The sequence below is a fragment of the Paraburkholderia sp. BR10936 genome (assembly GCF_040965735.1).
Lineage (GTDB): Bacteria > Pseudomonadota > Gammaproteobacteria > Burkholderiales > Burkholderiaceae > Paraburkholderia > Paraburkholderia nodosa_A.
Map to the genome: position 1 here is coordinate 20,393 of NZ_JBFRCM010000002.1, position 22,808 is coordinate 43,200.

25 protein-coding genes are annotated in these 22,808 nt (G+C 58.1%); 13 read left to right on the top strand and 12 right to left on the bottom strand.

Annotation, left to right across the window (positions count from 1 at the left end):
• Positions 1-589: 589 nt before the first annotated feature.
• Positions 590-1,504, bottom strand: coding sequence for a hypothetical protein (locus AB4Y36_RS03545; protein ID WP_368682315.1), 915 nt, complete (start codon positions 1,502-1,504; stop codon positions 590-592).
• Positions 1,505-1,665: 161 nt separating this feature from the next.
• On the bottom strand, positions 1,666-1,965 hold the full coding sequence (locus AB4Y36_RS03550; protein WP_368682316.1) for a hypothetical protein: 300 nt from the start codon (positions 1,963-1,965) through the stop codon (positions 1,666-1,668).
• 106 nt (positions 1,966-2,071) lie between these two features.
• On the opposite strand from AB4Y36_RS03550, the gene AB4Y36_RS03555 reads away from it, so the two are divergent.
• From AB4Y36_RS03555 to AB4Y36_RS03590, 8 genes are all read left to right on the top strand, one after another.
• Positions 2,072-2,581 carry a hypothetical protein gene (locus AB4Y36_RS03555; protein ID WP_368682317.1) on the top strand — a complete coding sequence of 170 codons (510 nt, stop codon included), beginning with the start codon at positions 2,072-2,074 and terminating at the stop codon, positions 2,579-2,581.
• A complete protein-coding gene (locus tag AB4Y36_RS03560) occupies positions 2,581-2,796 on the top strand; it encodes a hypothetical protein (RefSeq protein ID WP_368682318.1) in 216 nt (71 codons plus the stop codon). Before AB4Y36_RS03555 ends, AB4Y36_RS03560 begins: the two co-directional genes overlap by 1 nt.
• A 117-nt stretch (positions 2,797-2,913) precedes the next feature.
• Positions 2,914-3,423 carry an HNH endonuclease gene (locus tag AB4Y36_RS03565; RefSeq protein ID WP_368682319.1) on the top strand — a complete coding sequence of 170 codons (510 nt, stop codon included), beginning with the start codon at positions 2,914-2,916 and terminating at the stop codon, positions 3,421-3,423.
• Positions 3,423-3,803, top strand: a complete 381-nt coding sequence (locus AB4Y36_RS03570; RefSeq protein WP_368682320.1) for a hypothetical protein — start codon at positions 3,423-3,425, stop codon at positions 3,801-3,803. The genes AB4Y36_RS03565 and AB4Y36_RS03570 overlap by 1 nt, the downstream gene beginning before the upstream one ends.
• Positions 3,800-4,645: a hypothetical protein gene (locus AB4Y36_RS03575; RefSeq protein WP_368682321.1), complete on the top strand. Its 846-nt coding sequence runs from the start codon at positions 3,800-3,802 to the stop codon at positions 4,643-4,645. Before AB4Y36_RS03570 ends, AB4Y36_RS03575 begins: the two co-directional genes overlap by 4 nt.
• A complete protein-coding gene (locus tag AB4Y36_RS03580; protein WP_368682322.1) occupies positions 4,645-6,135 on the top strand; it encodes a glycoside hydrolase family 5 protein in 1,491 nt (496 codons plus the stop codon). The genes AB4Y36_RS03575 and AB4Y36_RS03580 overlap by 1 nt, the downstream gene beginning before the upstream one ends.
• 8 nt (positions 6,136-6,143) lie before the next feature.
• Complete coding sequence (locus AB4Y36_RS03585; protein ID WP_368682323.1) at positions 6,144-7,118, top strand: hypothetical protein; 975 nt, start codon at positions 6,144-6,146, stop codon at positions 7,116-7,118.
• An 8-nt stretch (positions 7,119-7,126) separates the two neighbouring features.
• Entirely contained in the window at positions 7,127-8,014 is an 888-nt protein-coding gene (locus AB4Y36_RS03590; protein ID WP_368682324.1) for a pyocin knob domain-containing protein, read from the top strand.
• Positions 8,015-8,111: 97 nt separating this feature from the next.
• On the opposite strand, the gene AB4Y36_RS03595 is transcribed toward AB4Y36_RS03590, so the two are convergent.
• The gene (locus AB4Y36_RS03595; RefSeq protein WP_368682325.1) at positions 8,112-9,167 is read right to left on the bottom strand and encodes a hypothetical protein; all 1,056 of its coding nucleotides are present in this window, start codon (positions 9,165-9,167) and stop codon (positions 8,112-8,114) included.
• A 354-nt stretch (positions 9,168-9,521) separates the two neighbouring features.
• Here AB4Y36_RS03595 and AB4Y36_RS03600 point away from each other — a divergent pair, with 354 nt between their 5' ends.
• Positions 9,522-9,980, top strand: a complete 459-nt coding sequence (locus AB4Y36_RS03600; protein ID WP_368682326.1) for a hypothetical protein — start codon at positions 9,522-9,524, stop codon at positions 9,978-9,980.
• Between the two features lie 94 nt (positions 9,981-10,074).
• On the opposite strand, the gene AB4Y36_RS03605 is transcribed toward AB4Y36_RS03600, so the two are convergent.
• Positions 10,075-10,284 (bottom strand): hypothetical protein, encoded by a 210-nt coding sequence (locus AB4Y36_RS03605; RefSeq protein WP_368682327.1) that lies wholly within the window; start codon positions 10,282-10,284, stop codon positions 10,075-10,077.
• A gap of 54 nt (positions 10,285-10,338) precedes the next feature.
• Positions 10,339-10,569: a hypothetical protein gene (locus AB4Y36_RS03610; RefSeq protein WP_368682328.1), complete on the bottom strand. Its 231-nt coding sequence runs from the start codon at positions 10,567-10,569 to the stop codon at positions 10,339-10,341.
• Positions 10,570-10,766: 197 nt separating this feature from the next.
• On the opposite strand from AB4Y36_RS03610, the gene AB4Y36_RS03615 reads away from it, so the two are divergent.
• A complete protein-coding gene (locus AB4Y36_RS03615) occupies positions 10,767-11,366 on the top strand; it encodes a hypothetical protein (protein ID WP_368682329.1) in 600 nt (199 codons plus the stop codon).
• Positions 11,367-11,797: 431 nt separating this feature from the next.
• On the opposite strand, the gene AB4Y36_RS03620 is transcribed toward AB4Y36_RS03615, so the two are convergent.
• The 4 genes from AB4Y36_RS03620 to AB4Y36_RS03635 form a co-directional block, all read right to left on the bottom strand.
• Positions 11,798-12,691, bottom strand: coding sequence for an HNH endonuclease (locus tag AB4Y36_RS03620; RefSeq protein ID WP_368682330.1), 894 nt, complete (start codon positions 12,689-12,691; stop codon positions 11,798-11,800).
• A gap of 157 nt (positions 12,692-12,848) precedes the next feature.
• The gene (locus AB4Y36_RS03625; protein WP_368682331.1) at positions 12,849-13,919 is read right to left on the bottom strand and encodes a site-specific integrase; all 1,071 of its coding nucleotides are present in this window, start codon (positions 13,917-13,919) and stop codon (positions 12,849-12,851) included.
• Between the two features lie 276 nt (positions 13,920-14,195).
• Positions 14,196-14,375: a DUF3563 family protein gene (locus tag AB4Y36_RS03630; protein ID WP_042269847.1), complete on the bottom strand. Its 180-nt coding sequence runs from the start codon at positions 14,373-14,375 to the stop codon at positions 14,196-14,198.
• A gap of 101 nt (positions 14,376-14,476) precedes the next feature.
• Positions 14,477-15,655, bottom strand: coding sequence for a PHB depolymerase family esterase (locus AB4Y36_RS03635; protein ID WP_368682332.1), 1,179 nt, complete (start codon positions 15,653-15,655; stop codon positions 14,477-14,479).
• Positions 15,656-15,941: 286 nt separating this feature from the next.
• On the opposite strand from AB4Y36_RS03635, the gene AB4Y36_RS03640 reads away from it, so the two are divergent.
• Positions 15,942-16,643 (top strand): phosphatase PAP2 family protein, encoded by a 702-nt coding sequence (locus AB4Y36_RS03640; RefSeq protein ID WP_368682333.1) that lies wholly within the window; start codon positions 15,942-15,944, stop codon positions 16,641-16,643.
• A 35-nt stretch (positions 16,644-16,678) separates the two neighbouring features.
• On the opposite strand, the gene AB4Y36_RS03645 is transcribed toward AB4Y36_RS03640, so the two are convergent.
• On the bottom strand, positions 16,679-17,605 hold the full coding sequence (locus AB4Y36_RS03645; protein ID WP_368682334.1) for a TOBE domain-containing protein: 927 nt from the start codon (positions 17,603-17,605) through the stop codon (positions 16,679-16,681).
• A 91-nt stretch (positions 17,606-17,696) separates the two neighbouring features.
• Positions 17,697-19,355 (bottom strand): CHAD domain-containing protein, encoded by a 1,659-nt coding sequence (locus AB4Y36_RS03650; protein WP_368682335.1) that lies wholly within the window; start codon positions 19,353-19,355, stop codon positions 17,697-17,699.
• Between the two features lie 234 nt (positions 19,356-19,589).
• Between AB4Y36_RS03650 and AB4Y36_RS03655 the strand changes: the two genes are divergently transcribed.
• Positions 19,590-19,808, top strand: coding sequence for a YdcH family protein (locus AB4Y36_RS03655; RefSeq protein ID WP_368682336.1), 219 nt, complete (start codon positions 19,590-19,592; stop codon positions 19,806-19,808).
• 256 nt (positions 19,809-20,064) lie between these two features.
• The gene (gene ppk2, locus AB4Y36_RS03660) at positions 20,065-21,102 is read left to right on the top strand and encodes a polyphosphate kinase 2 (protein ID WP_342947176.1); all 1,038 of its coding nucleotides are present in this window, start codon (positions 20,065-20,067) and stop codon (positions 21,100-21,102) included.
• A gap of 14 nt (positions 21,103-21,116) precedes the next feature.
• On the opposite strand, the gene AB4Y36_RS03665 is transcribed toward ppk2, so the two are convergent.
• Positions 21,117-22,631 carry an intermembrane transport protein PqiB gene (locus AB4Y36_RS03665; RefSeq protein ID WP_368682337.1) on the bottom strand — a complete coding sequence of 505 codons (1,515 nt, stop codon included), beginning with the start codon at positions 22,629-22,631 and terminating at the stop codon, positions 21,117-21,119.
• Between the last annotated feature and the right edge of the window lie 177 nt (positions 22,632-22,808).

A 22,808-nucleotide genomic window follows, 5' to 3' on the forward strand; every position in this document is an offset into this window, starting at 1 on the left:
CTATAAAGCGCTCTGGTGTTCTACGTAACCAGATCAAAGCGACAGGACGAGAACTGGTAACAACGCAAGGTAGGCAAGCGGTACGTTACAACGGGGACTAATGTAGACGGTACAGATACAGGTTCAATTCCTGTTGAGAACGAGAGGAGAGGGGTCCTAGGGCAGTTGTTTTTCACGAAGAACAACAAATTAAATCTAGCATCCGTTTACACCGGAGAGGGATTTGGAATTCCTTACTTAAAATTTTCTGATGCACTGCTTTTTATAACAAGATAACGCAGCCCTGCTGCTTCACGTCGTTCTGCAGCAGTGCGGCGTTAGCTCGATCGACACCTGGCTTGCAAGCAAGACCAGATGTCTTTTCTCACTACCGCATTTCGCAGATAACAAATAAACAAGAAGACGCGATGTAGACACAAAAAGATGACCTGCTTGTCAGGTCAGATGGTGTGTCACAGAGCACGTCGATGCAGATGAGCAACAGCGAAGAAGCATCGACGCGCTAAGTAACTCTCACACGTAACAGCAAGGTTCGAGAACAACCTTAGTTGCTATACCTATGACCTCAGACGCCGCTGCATGGCTCCGGCTAACTGGCAGCCCCCTTCCCCAAGTGCATGAGATGAGACAACGCGGTTTTCAGCTCTGCCTCGTCCTTGAGTGCCTGTGCTATACGCTCGGATAGCTCAGCAAGCACGACCCGAACGCTAGCAGCAATCTCTAGGCATTGCTCGTCTGTCAGTTCGTGCACTCCTTTGCTAAGTGCTGAATGAAGCAATGACAGTGGATTGTGCCCATCGATCATCAAGCGCTCTGGAAGTGCACTTTTCGCCATTGCCATCGCTTCACTGAAGCGATATTCCTCTGCCGCCCGCCGTAGCAGATCTACCTGCTCCTTCTTGACGCCAAGACGTTCCGCGACCTTAACGATTTCCTTCAGAATCCGGCTTTTCTGATCTTCAATCACGCGTCTGTAGTAAACAAACGCGCCGACACCCAAACCTTGATTCTCGCAGCGCCGCCCCTTAAGAAAAAGCTCGCAATCTGGACCGACCAATTTCAGTAGCCGCGGTGGCGTTGGTGGTCCAAAGGGAGGCTCCTCGCCAACCTTGAGTGCACGACCCTCAGTGGAACCCTGATTCAACCTCGCGAGAATCGAAAACACTTTCGCATGCTTACGACAGTTTGAGCACCGATACCTGGCGAAGAAGAACCTCTCGCGCTCACTGCTAAGGCCGACCGGATCGTCGTCGCAGCGAAAGACACGAATACCATTGCAGTCGTCACCTGGACAATGCAACTCGATCTCCGCGCGATTGAACACGTTTGCGAACCCTTGTTGCGACTCTAGATACTGGTTGACCACAAGGTCGCTCACTATGCGTCCTTCGTTAGGCGGCATAGTCTCCAAAAACTCACCAATGGTCAATGCTTCTGCGCCTTCTATAGCGCCGATCTCGCCCAAGTGCTCGACGGTATGCTCCTCACGCTGTCTTTTCTTCATAGCCTGTCGCCCCATAGACGCGAACCGCTCCAGATTGTAACCCGTGCACGTAGACAAGATAGCTGGCTTTCGACTGAAAATGAGGAAAGGCCCGGTTTCCCGGGCCATCCTGCTTTAGGAGAGACAATGGCAAATGCTCATGACAACATCTGCCAGTCTATTTATTGGAGGTCGTCCGAGTCATACACGCTGTATTCGAACTTGTCCCCGAACACCAGCTTGAACGCAACGGCGTCAGTTAGTTCGTAGAAGGCATACGCTGGGGCAACGACGCCCCAAATACCATGCTCGCCCCGATGTTCCACCAGCGGCGTCTCTAGGCAGCCGCAGATTTCCCATTGCTGTATCCAATCATCGACTTCTTCCTTTAGCGCCTTCGCATCCGCAATCATCTCCTGCGTATACCCAAGGAACTGATGAGCACGTGGGTCTACGTACTGAAAGTAGTGCATCTCTCGCATTTAGCTGTCTCCTTGTAACCGTCCTGATATTTAGCGGGAGACAAGCTGATTCGCTCCACCACCTCCCAATAAATAGTTCCGAACAGATCACACGGAGGGATACAGCATGTTCAACCCAGACAAACCAAACAACCTCATCCAACTTGAAGCGAGCGAGCTTCACACGTACTGGCACTTGGTACGCCCAGGCCTCGAATACATGGTGTCTGAAGGGAGAAACCCAGATGGATGGTTGCCTGAAGACATTTACATGGCACTGAAGTCAAGCAGCGCAACACTTTTCTTCACATCGATCATGCGTGAGCGGGCAAAAGGCCTGAAGTACGCAACACGTGAAGCAGCGATTGCAGACAGTTCCGGCTTCGTTGTTTTGCAGAAGACGAACGACTACAAGCACGCTGCATTGCACATCTGGATCGCAGTCAGCAACGACACCACCAATAAGAGCAACGCAGGTTCAATCATGCGTGTGTTCAACGAGGAGCTGAACGATGTAGCGAAGAACATCGGTTGCACAGCTATTACATTCGGCAGCAACCAAGACTGGTGGGACGACATCGCACCGCGTTTCGACTTCAGCAAGCTCGAAACCAGGTGGCGCAAGGAGGTGAAGTGATGGATGCACTGATCGCGCACCTGAACAGCTTGAGGACATACCCAAGCATCCCAGACCTGCTGCACCTTGCGCAGCAACTCAAGAGCTTCACCGACACGCAGATCAACACGCAGTTGTTGCCTGCGTTGACCAACCAGCTTCTTGTTGCAGACATCAAGAGACTGATGACAGGCGTGCTGCCGTCTCTCCCACCCGAAACAGCAGCACAGCAGTAAGCACAAAGGCCGCTACACAGCGGCCTTTTCATTTTCGCAGCGTTTCCGCTTCACCTGCATAAATACGAAGAACAACAACACGCTCGAATTGGAGAGCGGCATGCAGCGGAAACCAAGATGGACACAATGACACAAGAGAAGCTTCGAAGCTTCCTGCACTACGCCCCAGAGACAGGCGTTTTTAGTCATCTCACAGACACGAAGAATCGCAAGGCTGGCGACGTAGCAGGCGCGATCAACAACCTTAGCTATCGGGTCATCTACATCAATGCGAAGCCCTACTATGCGCATCGACTCGCGTTCCTGTACATGACAGGCTGTTACCCACATGAAGTGGCAGACCACATCAACGGCGTCAAACACGATAACCGGTGGTGCAACCTGCGCGAAGCAACGCGCTCACAAAACGCGATCAATCAGCCGCTCCGCAAAGACAACACGAGTGGGTACAGATGCGTCGCTCGCTGCGGAAGCCGATACAGTGCCCTGATCACGGTCAACAAGAATCGCATCTGGCTAGGCGTGTTCGACACAGCGGAAGAAGCGGGACAGGCAGCCCAAGCAGCGCGCCTACAGCACTACGGCGCATTCGCCACACCAAGAACAACTACAACAGAGGTGGCCTAATGGCATATGACTTCTACGCGGGCAGCACATTCAATTTCACCGGCTCGCTCCAACTCGTCGGCCCGACAGTCGCTGGCACTTCCGGCGTCAACGGCAATCAACCTGACTTCAGCCAGGTCACGGTAACGGCGGGCATGTACGACCAAACCGGCGAGACACTGCTTAGTGCGATCACCGTCCTGAACCTCGCAATGCTTTCAAACCCAGAGACAAACGGTTTGTTCACGCTAAACGCGAACGCAGCTACCACCGCAACATGGCCACCCGGCAAAGCGCAGTTCATCCTGCAGATCATCATGCAGGACGGCTCCAAGCTAATTAGCGATCCCATCTGGTTCCGCATCAAGGCGTCCCCTATCGCACAAGGGGGCCAGCAATGAGCAGCAACGGAAACACACAACTGATCTTCACATTGCAGGGAGATCAAAACCAGCTAGTTGCGAACTTCGGCCCGTTCCTGCCATTGCAGCTGAGCGGCACACTGCAAGACATGTTAAACGTCATTGCAGATACGGAAGAAGCCGTACAGACAGCGGTAACAGCCGCACTCTCGCCCGCAACTTCAACGCTAGATTTGGTTGGATACTTTCTCGGCGTTATCGTTCCGTCACAACCTATCCTCAAGGCAGTAACGCCACAATCGGTCACGCTACCGCAAGGGCTGACTGGCTCCTTCGCGTATTGCGACACAGCACCTACGACTGCTGTTAGCTGCCCAATCAACCGATCTACAGCGGGCGTGACAACACAAATCGGCTCGGTGAACTTTGCTGCGGGCTACACAACTGGAACTTTCACCTTTGCAAGCGACGTTACCACGTTGCCCGGAGACGTGATTGAAGTTCTTGCGCCTCCATCAATTGATGCCACGTTTGCAGGCCCATCGCTCGGCTTGTCGTGCAACGTCTCAGTTGCTGCGGGATATGTGGTTGAGAAGCAAGCAGCATACACACCCATGACATTGGATCGTAACGGTTTGATCGTCATGAACGCTGGCGACGGTACAGTGAACACGCTTCCTGCTGGAACAGGAACAGGTGGTGGATTCCCAAATGGTTGGCGAACAGGCTTTCTCAACATTAGCCCAAGTGTTCTCACACTTGCTGTGCAGTCAGGTGCGTCACTGAACGGTGTGCTCAACGGCACTATCGCATTGGTTCATGGACAGAGCGCAGAGCTATGGACGGATGGAGCTAATTGGTTCGCGACGGTAGGTGCCTAATGCCAATTACCTCTGTAAATCCGTTCAGCACCTCGCTTGCTGGTCTTCCGATCATTCTCGTGGATGACGATGGAACGGTCATTGTCGATGATAGCAACCAGCCGCTTGCAGATGATGTTGCCGACTACCGTCAGATTCTGTATGCAGCAGATGACGACGGGACTGCGCTTGTCGATGACGACGGAACGCAGCTTACCGACGATCCACCTTATAGCAAGCCGCCTGTAACGCAATGGTTGCAAGCTGTTGGTGCGAGCTTGACACAGCAAGACGGCACTGAATTCCGCCTGCGTGGTGTGAACTGGAGCGGCTTCGAGAGCCGCATGTTTCCAGGCCTGTTGTCGGTTCGTGCGTACAAGTCCATCACGATCAACGGCGTTGTGCAGCAAGGCATTCTTGATCAGATCGCAGCAGTTGGCTTCAACGCAGTCCGCTTCCCAATCTGCGAAGACATGACATGGGGCGGCGCTGTATGCCAAGCCTTCGATGGTGTATCAGTCGAGCTTAACCCAGATTTGATCAACTACCAGTACCTGCCCGCTGGCGCCGTAACCGCCAACGGCTTCGCGCTACTTTCCCCGCTAGAGATTCTGGACAAGATTGTTGCTTATGCGAAGTCCATCGGATTGCGTGTCGTTTTGGACATGCACTGCGCAGCGCCGAACACCGACAACAGCATTGGCTTCAGTGGTCGTTGGTACACAAGCACAGGTCCTCAAGGTCCAGCAGGAACAACGCAAGGGTTGGCGAAAGATCCGCGCAACGAACAAAGCTTGATCGATGCGTGGGTCACGTTGGCCGAGCGCTACAGATACGAGCCGGCAGTGTGCGGCTTCGATCTCGTCAATGAACCGTGGGACACAACTTGGGACGACGATCCTATGACGGGCTTACCTGCTGCTTACGAGCGCATCGGCAACGCCATTCAAGCGGTGAATCCTGACGTGTTGATCATCTGCGAGGGCAACCAGATTACTCAAGATCAACTTCCAAATTACCCAAGCAAGTACGGAACATGGCCTGCTTGGGGGCAAAACCTGTGGGGCGTCCACTTTCGCCGAGTGAAGCTTGCAGTTCGACAAGACAAGCTCTGCTACGCGCCACACGAATACTACGGCCCTTCGTACAACTGGACGCAAGACTACTCATTCCCCGACACCATGACTGAAGTGTGGGACACGCTTTGGGGGTGGATCGTAAATATGGACATTGCCCCAATCGTGATCACCGAATGGGGCGGCAACTTTAGCGGCAACATTCCTGCGCAAGTCAACTGGGCGAACAAGCTCATGGACTACATGTACAACAACATGGGCGGCAAGGTGAACTGGTTCCATTGGGCAATGGTGCCCGGCAACGCTTCGACAGGTGCTGACCAGTCTGTAGTTGGTCTCATCAAGCAGTTGGATGGAATGGGCGGTTCCAACACGCTTTGGCCTGCTCAAGAGGATATGGTCCGCCGCTTCATTGTTGGTTCACAGGACGTTTGAGGTAAGCAATGACCACTACATACACTTTCACGCTCGTATCGCATCAGGATTCCGCGCCAGAACCAGCACTGGTAAATGGTTGGAATGCGCTCTTTTATCCGCTCAACGAAGACTCGTTCAGGGCGATACAAACGCACCTCGACCAGTTTGGTCTTTGGCTTACGCAGTCAAACGCATACGCAGGCAGCACAGGCGATTTCTACGACCTCACAGGCCAGTTCAACAACTACGGCGGATTCCCAGTTTCCTACTCCGTTGACTTTGACCGTGCAGTTGGTCCGAGCGTTGATCCGTCACTTGGTATGACGCACTACGGACAACCGCGCAACTCAACTCTGGCCTTTGGCAATAACGCTGGCTTCCTGCAGGGCAGCTACCCTACCAGCTTCACGATGAATTCCGCACGGCAGGCTGCACCCTACACGGTGTCGATTGCAGCAGGAACGCAAAGCTACAGCAAGTCTGATCCACGTTTCACGATCCCGTACGGCATCTACAACTGCCCTGGAACATGGTCTATCGAAAGCGATCGCGCTGTCTGTTCCGTAGCGGCGACATACCGCTACAGCTACGACAACGTTGGAACACTATCCATAGCAGGCACGCAGACCCAGCAACTCGGCGCTTATACAAACGTTGGGTACTGCGCCGCTCAGGATGGCGCAGGAACAGTCGCCGTCTTCACCGACAAGAACGGCGCCATTGCGATGACCACCGAGAGCTACGGCAACGACGCCGCTGCACTCGCCTACGTTGCGCAGCAGTACGGGTCTGCATTGCCAAACAACGCGCAAGGCTTTCTGCGTATCGACGTATCTCAAGACTACAACGACAGGCTGACCATCACTCACGCCAACGATGGCATTTTCGATTGGGCCACTTTGCCACAAGAGGTCGAAGCGCGCACGACTTGGGCCTCTCTTTTAGTTTCTTCACCTATGGGCACGCAAGCGCTCTACACCATTAACTCTTCACAAAGCTAAGGAGCTTTATGACAAGAACAACTTTTGATTTTGCTGTTGCAACTGAACTACCAAGCATGCTTCTTGGACGTGGCACCTACGGCAACCAACAAGTACCGATTACGCTCATTCAGAGCTACGTCCAGCAAGTGATTGCATCCACTGCGAGCAATGCCAACGGTGCAGTGAACTTCCGTGGCGCATGGAACGCGACCTACGACTACGCGCCAAATGATCTTGTTTCTTACAACAACAAGGTCTACCTGATGATCGCAACGCAGGTATACATGAGCAGCACGACACCAGACCAGGACGCGACAAACTGGTTGTGTCTTTTCGGCCAGATGGTGATCGCTGTAGATCTGAATACCGTTCCAAACATGGCGTTCTTCTATGCACAGGGCGCAGCCAACGTGCCGGACAGTGACCCGAACGGCTACGGCTTCACGCTACGAAATGGCACAGCGTTTGCCGTTCAGATGTACTGGAATACGGACGCCAGCATCCTATACACGAGATCAAACAACAGCGGAACATGGTCATCATGGGCAATTCAAGCGGCGACATATCAGAAGGTTCAAACGCCCGGTGGTGAAGGCAGCGGCACCATCTACGCAAACGCGGTCAACAGCGGCGAATTCGTCAGCACTATCACGGTGAACACGCAGCTGAACATGGCTGGATGGGCAAGCTTGACCAACAAGATGCAGCGCTTCCGCTGGGAGATCGTCAATGGCGGCGCATACGTGACTACATGGGGTCCGTATAACAACTTGCATTGGGTGAAGTCGGACGGCACCCTGACTACGGACTTCGCGACCCTTGGCATCACTTGGAACGCCTCTGGTTCAAACTTCTTCGAGTTCTGGACTCGCGATAGTGGTGTGACTGTTTACGGGCGTGCGCTAACAAGCTGATCCAGGTCCAGACGGGTAGTGCCTATTTGACCGCCTGAACACGACAAAGCACTGCGGAAGCGGAAATTGAAGAGCGTGCATCACCTTGTCTTCGAGTTCAAGACGCACTGTGATCGGGATTCGGCTTTGCCTTCGCAAACGCTTCAGCGATCTTCGAAAGCACGCTTGCAAGGTCTTTGGAATTCTCCGCCTCCAGCCTCGCCTTCGCCAGCTCGACTGTCGTTTGTGACTTGGTCAGGGTGCCGTTACGCTCGGTCTTTAGAAGCTCGGTAATGGCTTGTTTGACTGCGCTCTGATCGACAGTTGCCAGGCTGGTAATAAGAGCGGTGCGACGAGCGGCGATGTTCGTAATTTCGTTGTGAAAATAGCGTGTTTCTGCAAGATTGTCTTTGTAGAGCTTCAGGAAGAAATAGGCAAATAGTTCTATTAATATTGCAACCGTCAAACGGGGAACATAGATTTTCACAAAATCCAGCCACGTGTTTTCGGGTGGCGCACTAAACGTCAAGACCAATAGCGCTACAACACCTCCGACACTAATTGCAATACCGAACACAAGATTCAGGTTGGCTCGCTGGTTTAGTTCGTCTATCGCGGCTTTGAGCCGTGCTGTCGTTTCGTCGAGCTCTGCACGAAGCTTGCGTTCACGTTCGTTGTCTTCCACAGAGCTCGTCAGCTGGAGCATTAATTGATCATACGTTGCCCCGGCGGCGCTTGCCTGGAGTTGGCGTGTGATTTCGCCGATTAGCTGTTCCCTGGAACTATCGTCGAGAAGGCTTTCCTGCACCCGCGCCACAGCACTTGCACTAGCCTGTTTAGCTGCTTCAGCAGCCGATTTCTCGATATATTCAATTGCTTGAGGTCTAAGAATCGCACTCTCTTCCAATTTGTCCGGCGGTGAATTGAGATAGCGAAGCATAGCAAACGTAATCAATGTAAATGCAGCCGCGAAAGACGAAATTATTATTCCATTTCTAATGGGAAGGTAGAGATTCGCGTTGTAATACAATTTGTTTATGAAAAATGCAAACAACCCGACTACGATAATAACATTCAAAAAGAACGCATAGCGTAGTGTGTCGCGACGATAAAGGCGGGGTGGCGCAGGGGGCTGATATTTATGCGCGACGTTTGGTTTTACTTTTGCGTCCATGGCTCGCCTCAAATAGTTCTTTTATCGAAATTTCTTAGTTCAGACGAATCGCTGAAACAAGTCGCTAGCAAACGTGTCACGTACTACCGAGCATGCCGTACCGCGGACGCAACAGCATGTCATGCGCCTTCGTGGACCAAACACATGCCATAGCTATCTCACACCCTAATTAACGTATAAACCTGTAGCACAGTTGTCAACTTAAACAGCAATAAAAGGTCCCAAGCGCAATGCTCCGTGCCTATCAGATTCTTTAACGTCGATTCGGTGCGCATGTGTGCGGTTACCCACAGACAAGTCGCTAAACCGCGCAGACCGTAGGGGCTACACCTTCTAGTTCGATGGGAGGGCGGAATGGCACGACTTGCACAATTCGCCGTTGCCTTTGTACTCGTAACCGGAGTGCCGGCTGCGAATGCAGGGCTTATCAAGGACGCGGAAATCGTAGCCAAAGCAGCTAAGGCCGCCGAGGACGCGGAAGCTGCAGCTAACGCCGCCAAGGCCGCCGAGGACGCGGCCGCAGCAGCCAACGCCGCCAAGGCTGTTGGGGAAACCGACACAACCGCAAAAGTAATTTCAGCCGAAGCAAATGGAGTGAAAGTCGACACCCAAGTCGGCGGTCCCGGCGTTCAACTCAATGCGACCGCGCTGCAGGCCGAAGTTAATGGTCTGAAAGTCGAGAACAAGATGGGTAATCTCGGCGGCGGTGGAGGCAGCGGCGGTGACAACCATTGGCAGTGGCTATACGCACTGGTCTTACTAGCCTCCATGGCGGTAGGCGGCTGGATTCTCTTGAAACCTAGGAGAAAGTGACAGCCTGTTCGCAATCCTTCGAAATCCACGAAGAACTATAAAAAAGCCCCAAGCGCAACGCTCAGGGTTTTGTATGCTGACGCTTAATTGGGTGTCAGTGCATCATCTTTGCAAGCAGCAGCGCGATGCTGACGATTGCGCCGATGGTCAGTGATGCGGTAGTAGCGCCCCAGACAAAAGGCATCCAAACGCTTTCCCGTTGAATCTTGATGCGCTCGTCCACCATCTTGGCCTGTTCGGCAATCAACTTGGAGGTCGTCGCGCGCATCAGTTCAAGGTCCGCCTCAAACTTCGCCAGGTCCATTTGATCTCTCACGGCTGTTAGCTCCCTGTATGTTATAGCACGTTGCAGCGAGGTTCAAAGCTGCGTGCGTCCGTCGGTGTACTCGATGGTTTGCGTAAGCCGCAACGCGGGCACCTTCGCAATCTCGGTCTTACCAAACCAGATGATGAAGAGACCGGGATCAGCAGGTGATCTTTGAACTTTGCATTTCTTGCCTGCCTTGTGTGTGCGCCCTGCATCCAGACCGATGTACTTGCTATCGACGTTGATCAGCAGCTTTGCAGCGCGGGGCAGTTCGTAGCTCATTGCGTTTTCTCCGTAACGTGTTGTTTAACCACGTTCTGAGTCTACGTTCCACCATGGTTGGATCAACAGCCAGTTCAGTTGGTTTTCCTAATTGAATCGATAAGGTTCAATAGGAATTCTTTGCTTGATTGGTTGCCACGTGAATTTACCATTTGTACATGGTAGGCAACTTACTGACACAGCAAAGGAGAACGGAAATGGCAAAGGAACTTTCGATGACTGCTAGCGCATTTCAGAAGCGCGAGAAGCGCGCAAAGAACAAGATCGTTGCTGTCGTTGTGGATGCCCCGGAAGCTAGCCAGAACGCCCCAGAAACGCTTGCAGTTGTTGTACGTGATGCAGTAGTTGAACTGACGCCTGCGCAACCGAAAATCCTGAGGGTCGGTCACGCGTTCATCAAGGGAAAAGGCAAGAACGACAAGCCGAAGAAGGACAGCATCTGGGGGATCATGCAGCACGGCGACGTCCTGATTAAGTTCTTCGGTCGTCGCAACGGCGCTATCCGTTTTCAGCAGGAACCCATTGCGTTGCTCGAAGGTGCACTCAAGTTGTACGAGCACAAGCTTGCAGGCACGGACGCAAAGAAGCTGAAACACGAGGATCTGGACGAAGCAGCGCAGAAGCAACTGCTCGGCGAAGACTGGCCGCAACCACTGTTCGAGAAGTACAAAGCTTCGCTTGAAGCTGGCAAGGTAGATGTGCGCAGCGATGTTCGCGCGGAACAGACCAAAGGTGAGGAAGTTCGGGAGCAACCTGCATGGCCGTGGCCTACTGCTGCGATGTTCGAAAATGTATAAGCGGCAATTGCAAACAACAAGGGGAGCAAGTTGCTCCCCTTCATTTCGCGCGTTTTGCGGACACGCTCATCCCGGCATGAGCGTATTGTCTATCACTCGCTGACCCGCGCTGAACCCCGCCATAAGTGCAGCCGCTTCCGTTCCGAACGGCTTCTGATTTTCGTTCATCAGGCGGATAGGAGACACCAGCGGGGTTGGCAACCCCTTCATTCCAATAGACACGATTGCGACAAAGCCGCTCGGAAGCGACGGCACGGCGCTGCCTGTGGGTTCCCACAAGGGTTCAAGGTCGATGGTTACTTCGAAACCTTTGTAGGGGTATGACCTTTGCATATGGTGCAGTGAATTGTTCGCTGGTGGGTCGGCGTGTACGGATTGTTCGCCTCTCAAACATGAAGATAGCATTAAGAAGCGTCGATGGTGAACGCATTTCAAATACCTCGCTTGATGTGTTTTGCGAACTGCTCGACTGACAGTTCCGTTCTGTGAATGATGCGATGACAGTTGGAGCACATGACTGCAAGATCGGCCGTAGTCGTTTTCACAAGCCCATCGGCTTTGTGCAACGGCACGCGATGATGCACTTCGCAGAACCTTTCACCAAGCTTCCCGTAGAATGCCTTGAAATTGAAGCCGCAAGCTTCGCAGCACAGACGACCAGTCTGCTTCAGTACCTCCCGCTTCTTCTGCTCGACGATCTTACGATTGCGTTCTCTCCGCAGATGCGTTGCTAGCTTGCTGTTCCCCTCGGTCGCGCCATCCTGCTCGTCAACATCGACCATTGGCGGAATGCCATGCTTGATGTACGTCGCGACCATTTCAGCCGTGTCTTTGTTCTCCGGTTTGTCCGCATACCAGACAGCACTCTGACCTATGCCACCCTTTCCGCGCGGAATCATGAGATCGTAACGATCGTCAACAGGCAGCAACACCGCATCTTTCGCGTCAGCAACAATGCGATAGAAGGGGACATTGTTTTGCTCGTGCTTCTTGGAGTGGAAACCAAACTGCTGAGTGTTTCGATAGACAGTTGCGTTCGTGTACCAACCAACTACGGCTGTTCCGCCCTCGTCCGGACCTGCTGTCCATACCACGGTCACGCCATCAATAGACTCGTCTGTCTTGGCAGCGCCAAGTCTTTCGATCTTAATCTGCCTTTGATCTGTTACCTGGACGAAACCGTAGACTTTTCCTCGAAAGGACGTGAAGTTGCAAGTTTCGCTTCCAACGTTGGCGTCGTTGAAAGATCCACCCCGCCGCGGTTCGTCCCCCGGCAGACCGTCATAATGTTCAGCCCAACCTACATTACAAAACAGCATTGGCATCGCCTATCCCCTTTTATGGTCCGATCTTCACCGCTGGTTTTACCGACTTGGTGTGATGATATCTCTGCAGATTCTTGACGTAATGTTGTCCAGATACGTGGGCGGAGCACAGCAGCTCAAACAACGAAGGGAGCAAAGCTGCTGCCTTCGGCTACTTTCACCCGAGCTTTAGAGCCAGTTCCTCAGGCCTGGTGTTGTAGTAGATCTCCAGCATCTTGAGGTTGCTGTGTCCGGATATCGCAGCAAGCTCGATGACGTTGGGTATCTTCTTTGCCATGTTGGTGATAGCTTGGTGCCGCAGATCGTGAAAGCGGAAGTCCTTGATCTTCGCTCTCTTGACCGCCCTGCTCCATGCTTGATCGACAACGCGATACGAGATGGGAAACACACGGTTGGATTCAGCTTCAATGCCTTCCAACGGCATCTTCTCGCGCGCTGCTTGTATCTCGTGGAAGACGGCGATTGCTGCACTGCTGAGCGGGACTGTTCTGGGTTTGCCGTTTTTAGTTTTAAGCAGGTAGACAACCCTGCGTTCGGTATCAACGCGATCCCAAGTTAGCTCCAGCATCTCACCGCGTCGCATTGCCGTTTCGAGAGCCAGTCTTGCAAGCGGCAATAGATGCGGGTTTATGTTGTTCTTCGCTTTGCGCGGTTCCCACAGTTCATCACGGCTTTTCAGTTCGACCCAGAGTCGTTCCAACTCTGCTTGTGTGAGTATCCGGTCCCGCTTGCCGTGATACTCAGGCCTTATAAAGTCTGCAAACGGGTTGGGCAGGCTCATGCCCCAGTCTTTTCGGGCCTTCTTGAACAAGCCCTCTAAAACTGCAATCTCGCGCAGCAGCGTACCGGCACAAACAACCTTGAGTCGTTCGTCCCGATATTTCGCAAGCACTTTGGATGTGAGGTTTTCTACGCTGTACGCACCCAGCCGCTCTTTCATATTGAGCAGCCTGTATTTCAGGTACATCGTGTTCTTCGTTACGAGCGGTCCATTGGGCAGGACGTGTAACTTGGGGTCAGAGTCTAGGTAGCGCTCTATGAGTTCGCCAATTGTGACTGCCAGATCTGCTTGGTTGTCTTCAAACCCACCAGATTGCATCGACGCTTCAACTTCTAGCGCCCAACGCTTGCCTTCTTCCTTGGTGTCAAAGCTCTTGCTCTTGTTGGGAAAGCCCTTTCTGACGATACGGACCAACCACTTGTCGCCTCTACGTACGAACGTCGCCATGTTTCACCTCGATGTACACAAAATGTGCACAACCCGAGATTTTTGGGAGAAACTTTGGCTTAAACCGTTGATTCGAAAGGTACTTTTCGCGCTTGTTTACTGCTCGTTCTACGCGACCTATCGCGGCTGCTTTGGCGTGCAGGAAAAGCAGGCCGCGGAAATGCCGGACTCGGGACGCTGACCGGCGGCGCGGTAGTCCTTCAAAGTCAAAACGCAAAAACGGCGCCTTTTGGCGCCGTTTTCATTTTGCCCCGTTAGCGGGGGCTGCATTCCTGCTTAGCCGTAATGGTTCATCCACGACGGGTGGCGCGTGGCCTTCTCGCGATCCATCTTGCGCATGCGGAACTCGAGATCGTAGATATCGACGGACTGCGCGAGGTACGCTTCCTCGCGCTGCTGGCGGCGAGCTTCTGCAGTTTCGGAGAGGAAAAGGAAAAGACGGCTGAGCAGGTACATGATTTGGCCCTTCTTTGACGGGCACGTGCCCGCGAATCGAATGAAGCCATTATAGGGTAAACCCTGTTAAGGGTAAACACCTAAATTACCCGTAGTGGCTTTTAACCAACGTCCTGTGTCAATTCGGCGTCGTAGGCCTCGTCGAAGGCCTCCCGGCGTTGAGCCTCGAAAAAGTCCCAGATCAACGTGCTCGCGTCCGGTCCCGTCGAGGAGTGGAACGGTACGGTGTCGTCGCCGCCGCTCCAGGCGTGGTCGAGGTCCGCCACGCGGCACAGTCGCACGACACTCGCGCCGTCTAGCTCGTAATCCTGCTCGCGATAACCGTCCTTGAAGGTCTCGCGCGACACGACGCCCTGACGCACGCCGCGCGTATCCGCAAGACCGTTCAGACGCAGCAGTTGCAGCGCGACCTGTTCCGCGTTGACGGGCGCGACGACGGCGTCCGCCTCGCCCTGCACGACGATCGCGGGCATGCCCGGATGGATGCGCTCGCCCAATTGGGTATCGACGAGCGCCACTGGATCGTGGTGCACGCCGCGCCGCATCACATCGAGCGCCGTCACGCCCGAGCGCGCCTCACCGAAAGCGGGGCCGGAATGCAGCGCGATGGCGGCGAAACGGCTGGGTGAGCGCACCGCGAGCAGCATCGCGAGCCCTGCTCCCGCTGACAAACCGGCCAGATAGACGCGCGAGCGGTCGAAGCCATGCTCCTCGACGAGCGCATCGACCAGCGAAACGACGGATGCCGCCTCGCCGCCGCCCGCCGCGTCGCGCGAGTCGTACCAATGCCAGCATTGATGCGGATGCGCGCGTTCCGACTGCTCGGGATACACCACCGCGAAGCCATGACGGTCGGCGAGCAGATTCATGCGGGTGCCTTCGGCGAAGGAATCCATCGACTGCTTGCAGCCGTGCAGCATCACGACGAGCGGCATGCCCCGCGTCTTGCGCGCCGTCGGCAGGTACAGCCCGTAAGGCAGGGAACGTCCGGCATGCAGGTCGTTCGCCGGTACAAGGTGATCCGCGCGGCGCCATTCGCCCGCGGCCCAGGCGGCCGCACGCGGACCCACGCGCGACTCGCGCACCGGCGCGCTGCGCGCCTGCCCCGGCGTGACGCGCCTGGCCGCCTGCTCGGCTGCGGCCTGAGCGGCGCGCCAGATTGCCTGTGGCTTGGGTGCATCGATCCCCGCGCCTTTCAGGGCGTCGCGGGTCGCCCGGGTCTGGATGGCGAGCAGACGTCGCATGCCACCTGCCCATAGCTTCGTCAGATTTTTCGTCATCTATGGCCTCGTAAAAGGGTCCGACACATCGTGGCGTTTTGCCGCGATCCGTCGTTGTGCAACGCACAATAACACCATTTGGATGACGCTGCAGATCGAACAGGCTGGGTTCTGTCCGCGCGTTCGTTCGTCGAGGCACGCCTTCGTCTATGCGAGGCAGCTATACTGGATGCGTGTCTCACGCGCGTGTCGGCCAGCCAGGCGGCTCGCGCGTTAAGTCGCTATGAAGTAGCGGTTAAGCACCTGCAACCCCAGGATCCTCTTCAGACAGCCGGCAGCGCGGACCATGCCAGATTTGCCCCTTCACCTTTGGTACTCGATTACCAACCTCGGCGGCGCCGGCCTCACCCTGCCGCTGGCGTTGGCTATCGCGCTGTGGCTGATAGTCGGCTACTCGTGGCGCATGGCGGCGAGCTGGGTGTTTGTGCTCGGTCTGGCAATCGGCCTGGTGACGCTCACCAAGATCGCGTTTCTCGGCTGGGGCGTGGGGGTAAGAGAACTGGATTTCACGGGGATCAGCGGCCATGCCATGTTGTCCACGGCCGTCTATCCCGTCGCGTTTTTCCTGATGCTGCAAGGCGCGCCGTCCTTCGTGCGCGCCACGGGCGTGACCATAGGCCTCGCGGTGGGACTCGCAGTCGCGCTCTCGCGCGTCGTGCTCGACGCTCACTCGCCTTCCGAGGCTGTCACGGGCTGCGTGGTCGGGGCGCTCACCGCGCTCGTGTTCGCGCGCTACTGGTGGCAGGCGCAAGCCCGGCGAATTTCAGCGGCGGCCGTCGCGCTGAGCCTCGCGGCGCTGACTGTCGCCTTGCACAACGTGCATGTGCCCACGCATCGCTGGGTCACGCACATCGCGCTCACGGTTTCGGGTCACGACCGGCCCTACGTGCGTGCCAAATGGAAGGCCAACCGCACCAACCGCGCGCCGGTCGCTCCCGTCTCGCAAACCCGCAACGGCCTCACGCCGCCCGCCCAGCGCCACGCCTGAAGCCGCCTGATGGGCGGCGCCCCGTTCGACGCCGCTCAACCGGCCACGCCTAGCAGCACGCTCGAAGCCTTGAACACGGCCGTCGCCGCTTGCCCTGCGACGAATCCCAGCGCGTCCACGCTCGCTTCGGTCACGATCGCGGCGATCACGGTGCCGCCCGGCAGGGCGAGCGTCACTTCGGCGTTCACGGCGCCACGTTGCACAACCTCGATCGTCCCGCTGAGCCGGTTGCGCGCCGAAAGCTGCTCCGCGTCTGCCGCGCTCGCGACCAGCACGACCGACGTCGCCTTCACGAGCGCCACCACGGGCGCGCCTGCGGCAAGGCCGAGCGCTTCGGCGCTCTCGTGTGTGATCGTGGCCACGATGCCCTCGCCGCCGGGCAGCGCGATCGACACCTCGTCGTTCACCGCACCACGCACGATCCCCGAGACGGTGCCAAAGAGCTGATTGCGCGCGCTCGTGCGCATGGCGAAGCGGCCGAGCACGGCGAGGTCGCGCGCGAACCCGCCAGCGTACGCATCGCCGCCTTCGCCCGAAACGGCCCCAAGCGCGTGCGCCGCACGCTCGATAAAGCGCTGGTGCTCCCTCTCGATAGCGCGAAACGTCTCGACGAGCCGCAGCGCCCGCGGCGTGAGCGTCGTCCCGCCGCCGCCCTTGCCGCCCGTCGCGCGCACCACGAGCGCCTCGCCCGCGAGATTGTTCATGACGTCGACGGCGTCCCAGGCGCCCTTGTAGCTCATGCCGACCGCTTTCGCGGCGCCTGTGATCGAACCGGTTGCATGGATGGCTTCCAGCAGCGCAATGCGCGCCGCGCCGCCAAGCATCTGCTGGCCGGACTGAAACCAGACCGAGCCGCCCAGACCCAGTTCCGGCGCCTCGGTGGGTGTCGATGTATCAGTGGAGCCGGCGTCGGCTTGGCCGGCTCCGGCGGATGGGGAGTTCAGTTCAGTGGGATTCATCATGCGCAACACAAGCCAAAACGAGACGAACGAACGATGGTTCGGCGCGGCTCGCCAAACCGCGAATCCGCGCCAGCGATTATAGAGACGCACGTCAGGCGCCGCGCACCACCCTCGGCGCGCCCAGTTCGCGTAACAGGCGTTCGCCCTCCTTCGCGGTATAGCGCTTGACGGCCTCGCACCAGCCGCGTGCGAACCCAAGCTGATACGGCTCGGCGTCCATGCGCTCGAGATAGCGCAGGGCCACCGCGGCGTCGTTGCCGTCGCCGAGCACGCTCTGCAGCCGTGCTAGCGCGCGCGCCACCTCCATGCGCGTGCGGCGCGACGTGAGCGTGGCGAAGAATTCGATCGTGTAGCGCAAATACTTCGCATTGATGCGCGCGCGATGACGGCTCGCCTCGTCGATGGCCGTGAGCTTTTGCGTGCTCGCGAGCTGCTCGTAGTAGCGCCGCACGCGCTTCTTCGCGTGGCGATGCAGCGAAAACCCGGCGCTGCCGGCGTCGTGCGCGCGTCGCGCGCGCAAGTCGAGCCACTGGAGCCACGCCAGCGCCGCGAGCGCATAGCGCTGCGAGGCCAGCGCCTCGCGCAGCCGCGCGCGCGCGGCGAGCCGCTGCGCGTTGGCCGCGTCGCGAATCGCGTCCCAGCGCCCCGGCTCGACGTCGGCGGCAGCGAGCGCAGGCAGCGTCGATTCGACGAAGACATCGCGGTCGCGCGCATCGCCGAGCAGGCCGCCGAGCCATTTGAGCTCCGGCTCGATGCGCGTCTCCCACGCCTCGTCGCACCAGCGCGAGAAAATGCGCATGGCGGTGCGCAGCCGCCGCTGCGAGACGCGCATCTGATGGATGAACTCGCCGTTCGTGCTGTCGCGCACGCCCGCGTCATTGCCGAACCACTGCACGCTGATGTTGCGCCCGATCGCCACGAGCGCGGCCTCGGCGGTGGCCGCGCCGGCCAGATCCACGGCTTCGGCCTTGATGGCTTCGGCGTCGCCGGTCACGCTGCCAGCGCTGGCGCGCTCAAGCGCGTCGGTCAGCCGCACGAATGCGGGGAGCGCCCCGATCAGGTCGCCGGCACAGGCAAACAGCGCATCGACGATAGGCCGCTCGTCCTCGCCTTCGGGCCAGGGCGCGCTCACGCGCAACTCGTGCAAGGCGGACAAGTCGGGCGGGGGCGCCGCATCCGCGCCGTGAGTGTCCCGAGCCACCATTTCTTGCTGCGCTGCCGACGGCTCGTGCAAGTCTTCGTCGAGCGTAAGCAATACGTCGATGCCATCGCGCGGCCACTGCCAGCGGCTGCGCATCGCCACGAGGGTGGCCGATGGAGCGAGATCGTCCGCGCTGCCCAGCGCCTCGCGAAACGGCTCGGGCGCGGCGTCGAAGAGCGCATGCGCGATGCCGTTCGCATCGAGCGCCGCCTCGAAGATCGGTGCGACCACGGTAACCCCAGGCGTATGAACGCGTCGGCTCGACACGACAACGCGCTGCGTGTCGCCGCGCGATTCGACCGCCACGCGCCAGCCGAGCCCCCGAAGGACCCCGCCGCGGTCGAAGGCGACCGTCGTCACGCGCTCGCGCGCGTCGGGCAGCGCCACGAGCATCGGCAATGCCGCGCCCAGGCTGGCGGCCCGCTCCGAAGGTTTCGGGCTGGCGTGCGCCCTGGACGCCGCTCCCGTGGCGGCGACGGCTTTTGCGTTTTTTCTATCCGGCGCTGCCGGGATCACGACATCCAGCACGATTTCCAGAACGCGATCCATGAACGCTCCAGGGTTCTGTCGGGCGACGGCTTGGAACAGTGCAAGCGGATGGAGAACCAGGAACTGCGACGACGCGATCGATGGTACACGCGAGCGCGCCCCGATGCCCCAGGTAACGTCCCTGACCCTTCGGGCAATCGGAGTCTGATGATGGTCAAGACTGCCACGACCAGACGGTGGAAAAATAACGACCTGCCAATTTCTCCCATTTTGCCTGTCTGTAAGGAGTGTTGAGTGTTCCCTGAGTACAGAGATTTGATTTCGCGCCTCAAGATCCAGGACGACCATTTCGCCCGGATTTTTCATCGTCACAACGAACTCGACCAGCAGATCAAGAACATGGAAGCGGGTGTCGTGGCTTCGCACGGCATGGAAGTCGAGCAGCTAAAAAAGGAAAAGCTTCAACTGAAGGACTCGCTCTACCTCATCCTCAAAAAGGCGGCAAACACCTGAGCCGGCCGGCGTCCAGCACTGGCCGTTAGCTGGACAAGCGGGCCGGCGCTGGCCAGCGGCGCGCAGGCTTTTGCCTCGGCGCCGCCCTGCCAATCAAGCCCCGACGACTTCCCTGCGTGCCATTGCCGCGCGCGCCTTCGATGCATCCGCGTTGAATGCGAGTCACTCCGCATGCACTCCCATCCCCGCATCCGCCGACACCATGCCCAAATCCATTCCCTACCCCGCTTCCGACGCCGCCAGCCCCGCCGCACGACTGCCGCTCGTCACGCCCCACAGCGCCGAATTGCGCACCGTCGACAGTGCCGTCGAATCCGCGAGCGAGACGATCGCAGGCGCTGTCCATGATCTCGTCGCGCGCACTCGCGCCGGGCACAATCCGCCCGCCATGCTGCTCGAGTCGATCGCAGCATTGATGCAAGGCATGTCGCCCGACGAAGCCGCCCAGTTGCGCAGTCTGATCCTCGAAGGCAACCCTGCCGACTGGCGCAACTCGCGCTCGCGCCACCCCGACGAGGAACTCGCCTCCGGCTGGCGCGAAGGCGGCTATCCGTATCGCAACCTGATGTCGCGCCGCGCCTACGAGCGCCAGAAGTACCGGCTGCAGGTCGAACTGCTCAAGCTCCAGGCGTGGGTGCGCGAAACCGGTCAGCGCGTCGTGATCCTGTTCGAGGGCCGCGACGCGGCCGGCAAGGGCGGGACGATCAAGCGCTTCATGGAGCATATGAACCCGCGCGGCGCGCGCGTCGTCGCGCTTGAAAAGCCCACCGAAGTCGAGCGCGGCCAATGGTATTTCCAGCGCTATGTGCAGCATCTGCCTTCGGCCGGAGAGATCGTGCTGTTCGATCGGTCCTGGTACAACCGCGCGGGCGTCGAGCATGTCATGGGCTTCTGCTCGCCGGAGGAATATGCCGATTTCATGCAGCAGGTGCCGGAGTTCGAACGGCAATTGATCCGGAGCGGCATCCATCTGATCAAGTTCTGGTTTTCGGTGAGCCGTGCCGAGCAGCGGCGACGCTTCAAGGAACGCAAGGTGCATCCGCTCAAGCAATGGAAGCTGAGTCCCGTCGATCTCGCTTCGCTCGACAAGTGGGAGGCGTACACCTTGGCGAAAGAGGCCATGTTCTCGCAGACGGACACCGCCGATGCGCCGTGGACGGTCGTTCGCTCCGATTGCAAGAAGCGCGCGCGGCTCAATGCCATGCGATTCGTGCTGCACAAGCTGCCTTATGCGAGCCGGGACGCAGAGGCGATCGGGGTGGTCGATCCGTTGCTGGTGAGTCGGGCGCCGTAGGCGGCCTTGCCGATTCACGGGTCTGCGCGCTTCCCCCAGATCAATGCCTCGGGGTGGCGTTCGAGATAATCGGATAAGGCGTTCAGGCTGGCCAGCGTACGCCGCAACGCGGCCAACGCCTGATGAGCGTCGCTCTGCAACGGCGAATCCTGGTCGAGCATCGCTTGCGCGGAACGAAACGCCCGTTGCGCCGATTCGAGCGTCGAACGCGCACGCGGTACGAGCTCCGTATCGAGCCGCGCAAAGAGGACATTCGACTGCTGCAACGACGCGTCCAGGTTGCGCCCGATCGCCTGAAGCGGCATGCGGTCGAGCCGGCGCACGATATTCGACACCTGGTCCTGAAGCTCCTCGAGTGAATTGGGCACCGTCGGCAATTCGACCGGCGAGCGCTCCGTGTCGACGCGCGCCGCGGGTGCGTGCGGGAAGATGTCGAGTGCGACGTACTTCTGCCCTGTCAATAGACTTCCCGTGCGTAGCTGGCCGCGCAGTCCCTGAGCGACGAGCTGGTGCAGCAGGCTCTTGCCTGCCGTTCCCGCACCGTCGCCGAGCGCGTCGCGGTAGTTGCGGCCGAGCCGGGAGGGATACAGGCTCAGTGTGACCAGCATGTCGAAACGTCCGCTCTTGGGTTGGAAGTCGATAGCGACCGCCGTGACCGTGCCCAACCCGACGCCGCGGAATTCGACTGGCGCGCCAACGGACAGCCCTCGCACCGACTGCGCGAAGCGCATGCGCACCACGGCAGGCGGACCTTCGTTCGCGCGCATCGCGTCAGTGCGGCTTTCCGCGAGCCGGAAATCCTCGACGCTCGTCGCGGACACTGGGCGCACGCTCCCACGCGGCGTATCGAATGCGAGGCCGCCCGCGAGCAGCGCCGCGGCCGGCGGCGTTTCCAGCCGCATGCCGCTGGAATCGAGCTTGAGTTCGACGCCGCTCGATTGCCACCAGCGCGTATCGGACGTGACCAGACGATCGAACGGTCTCCTGACGAAAACGCCGATACGGACGTTGTCGCCACTGGTCACCAGCGAATAGCCGAGCACCTCCCCGACCTGCACACCGCGAAAATAAACGGGCGAGCCGGCATTCAGCGAGCCGAGCGTTGGGGCGCGAATCACGAAACGCGTGCCCTCTGCGTCGCTGGTGATGGCCGGCGGCGTGTCGAAGCCCGTGAATGTGTCGCACGCCCTGGGCGAATGAATGTCGATATCGACGTCGATCCAGGTTCCCGATACGGCGGTCAGGAGCCCGGAGATGTTCTTCACGTCGATGCGCGGACGCACGACCCAGAATTTCGTGCCGCACATGGCGATGTGTGGTCCGGCCGCATCGAGCCTCAGTTCGGCATCCACGCGCTGACCATCCGCGGACAAACGCAGATGCTCGAGCCGGCCAACGACCACGCCGCGATATCGCACCGGCGTTTTGCCGGCGACGAGCCCGGCGCCCGACACGAAGCTCACGGTTACACGGGTGCTGCGTTGCGACAGCGCTTGAGCGAGCATCAGGCCGCCAGCCAGGTTCGCCAAAACCCACGCGGCCCAGACTGCGGCATGCCACCACCGCCGGTCACTCACAACTTCCCCACGACGACATGCCACACGCGCCTCGCAAATCGGGATGCAAAGGCGAGCGCATGGCCAACCGCGCATGCAAAGAAGCTGAAGAGACTCACGGTGCGTTGAAGATCTGGCGAGAAAGTCGAT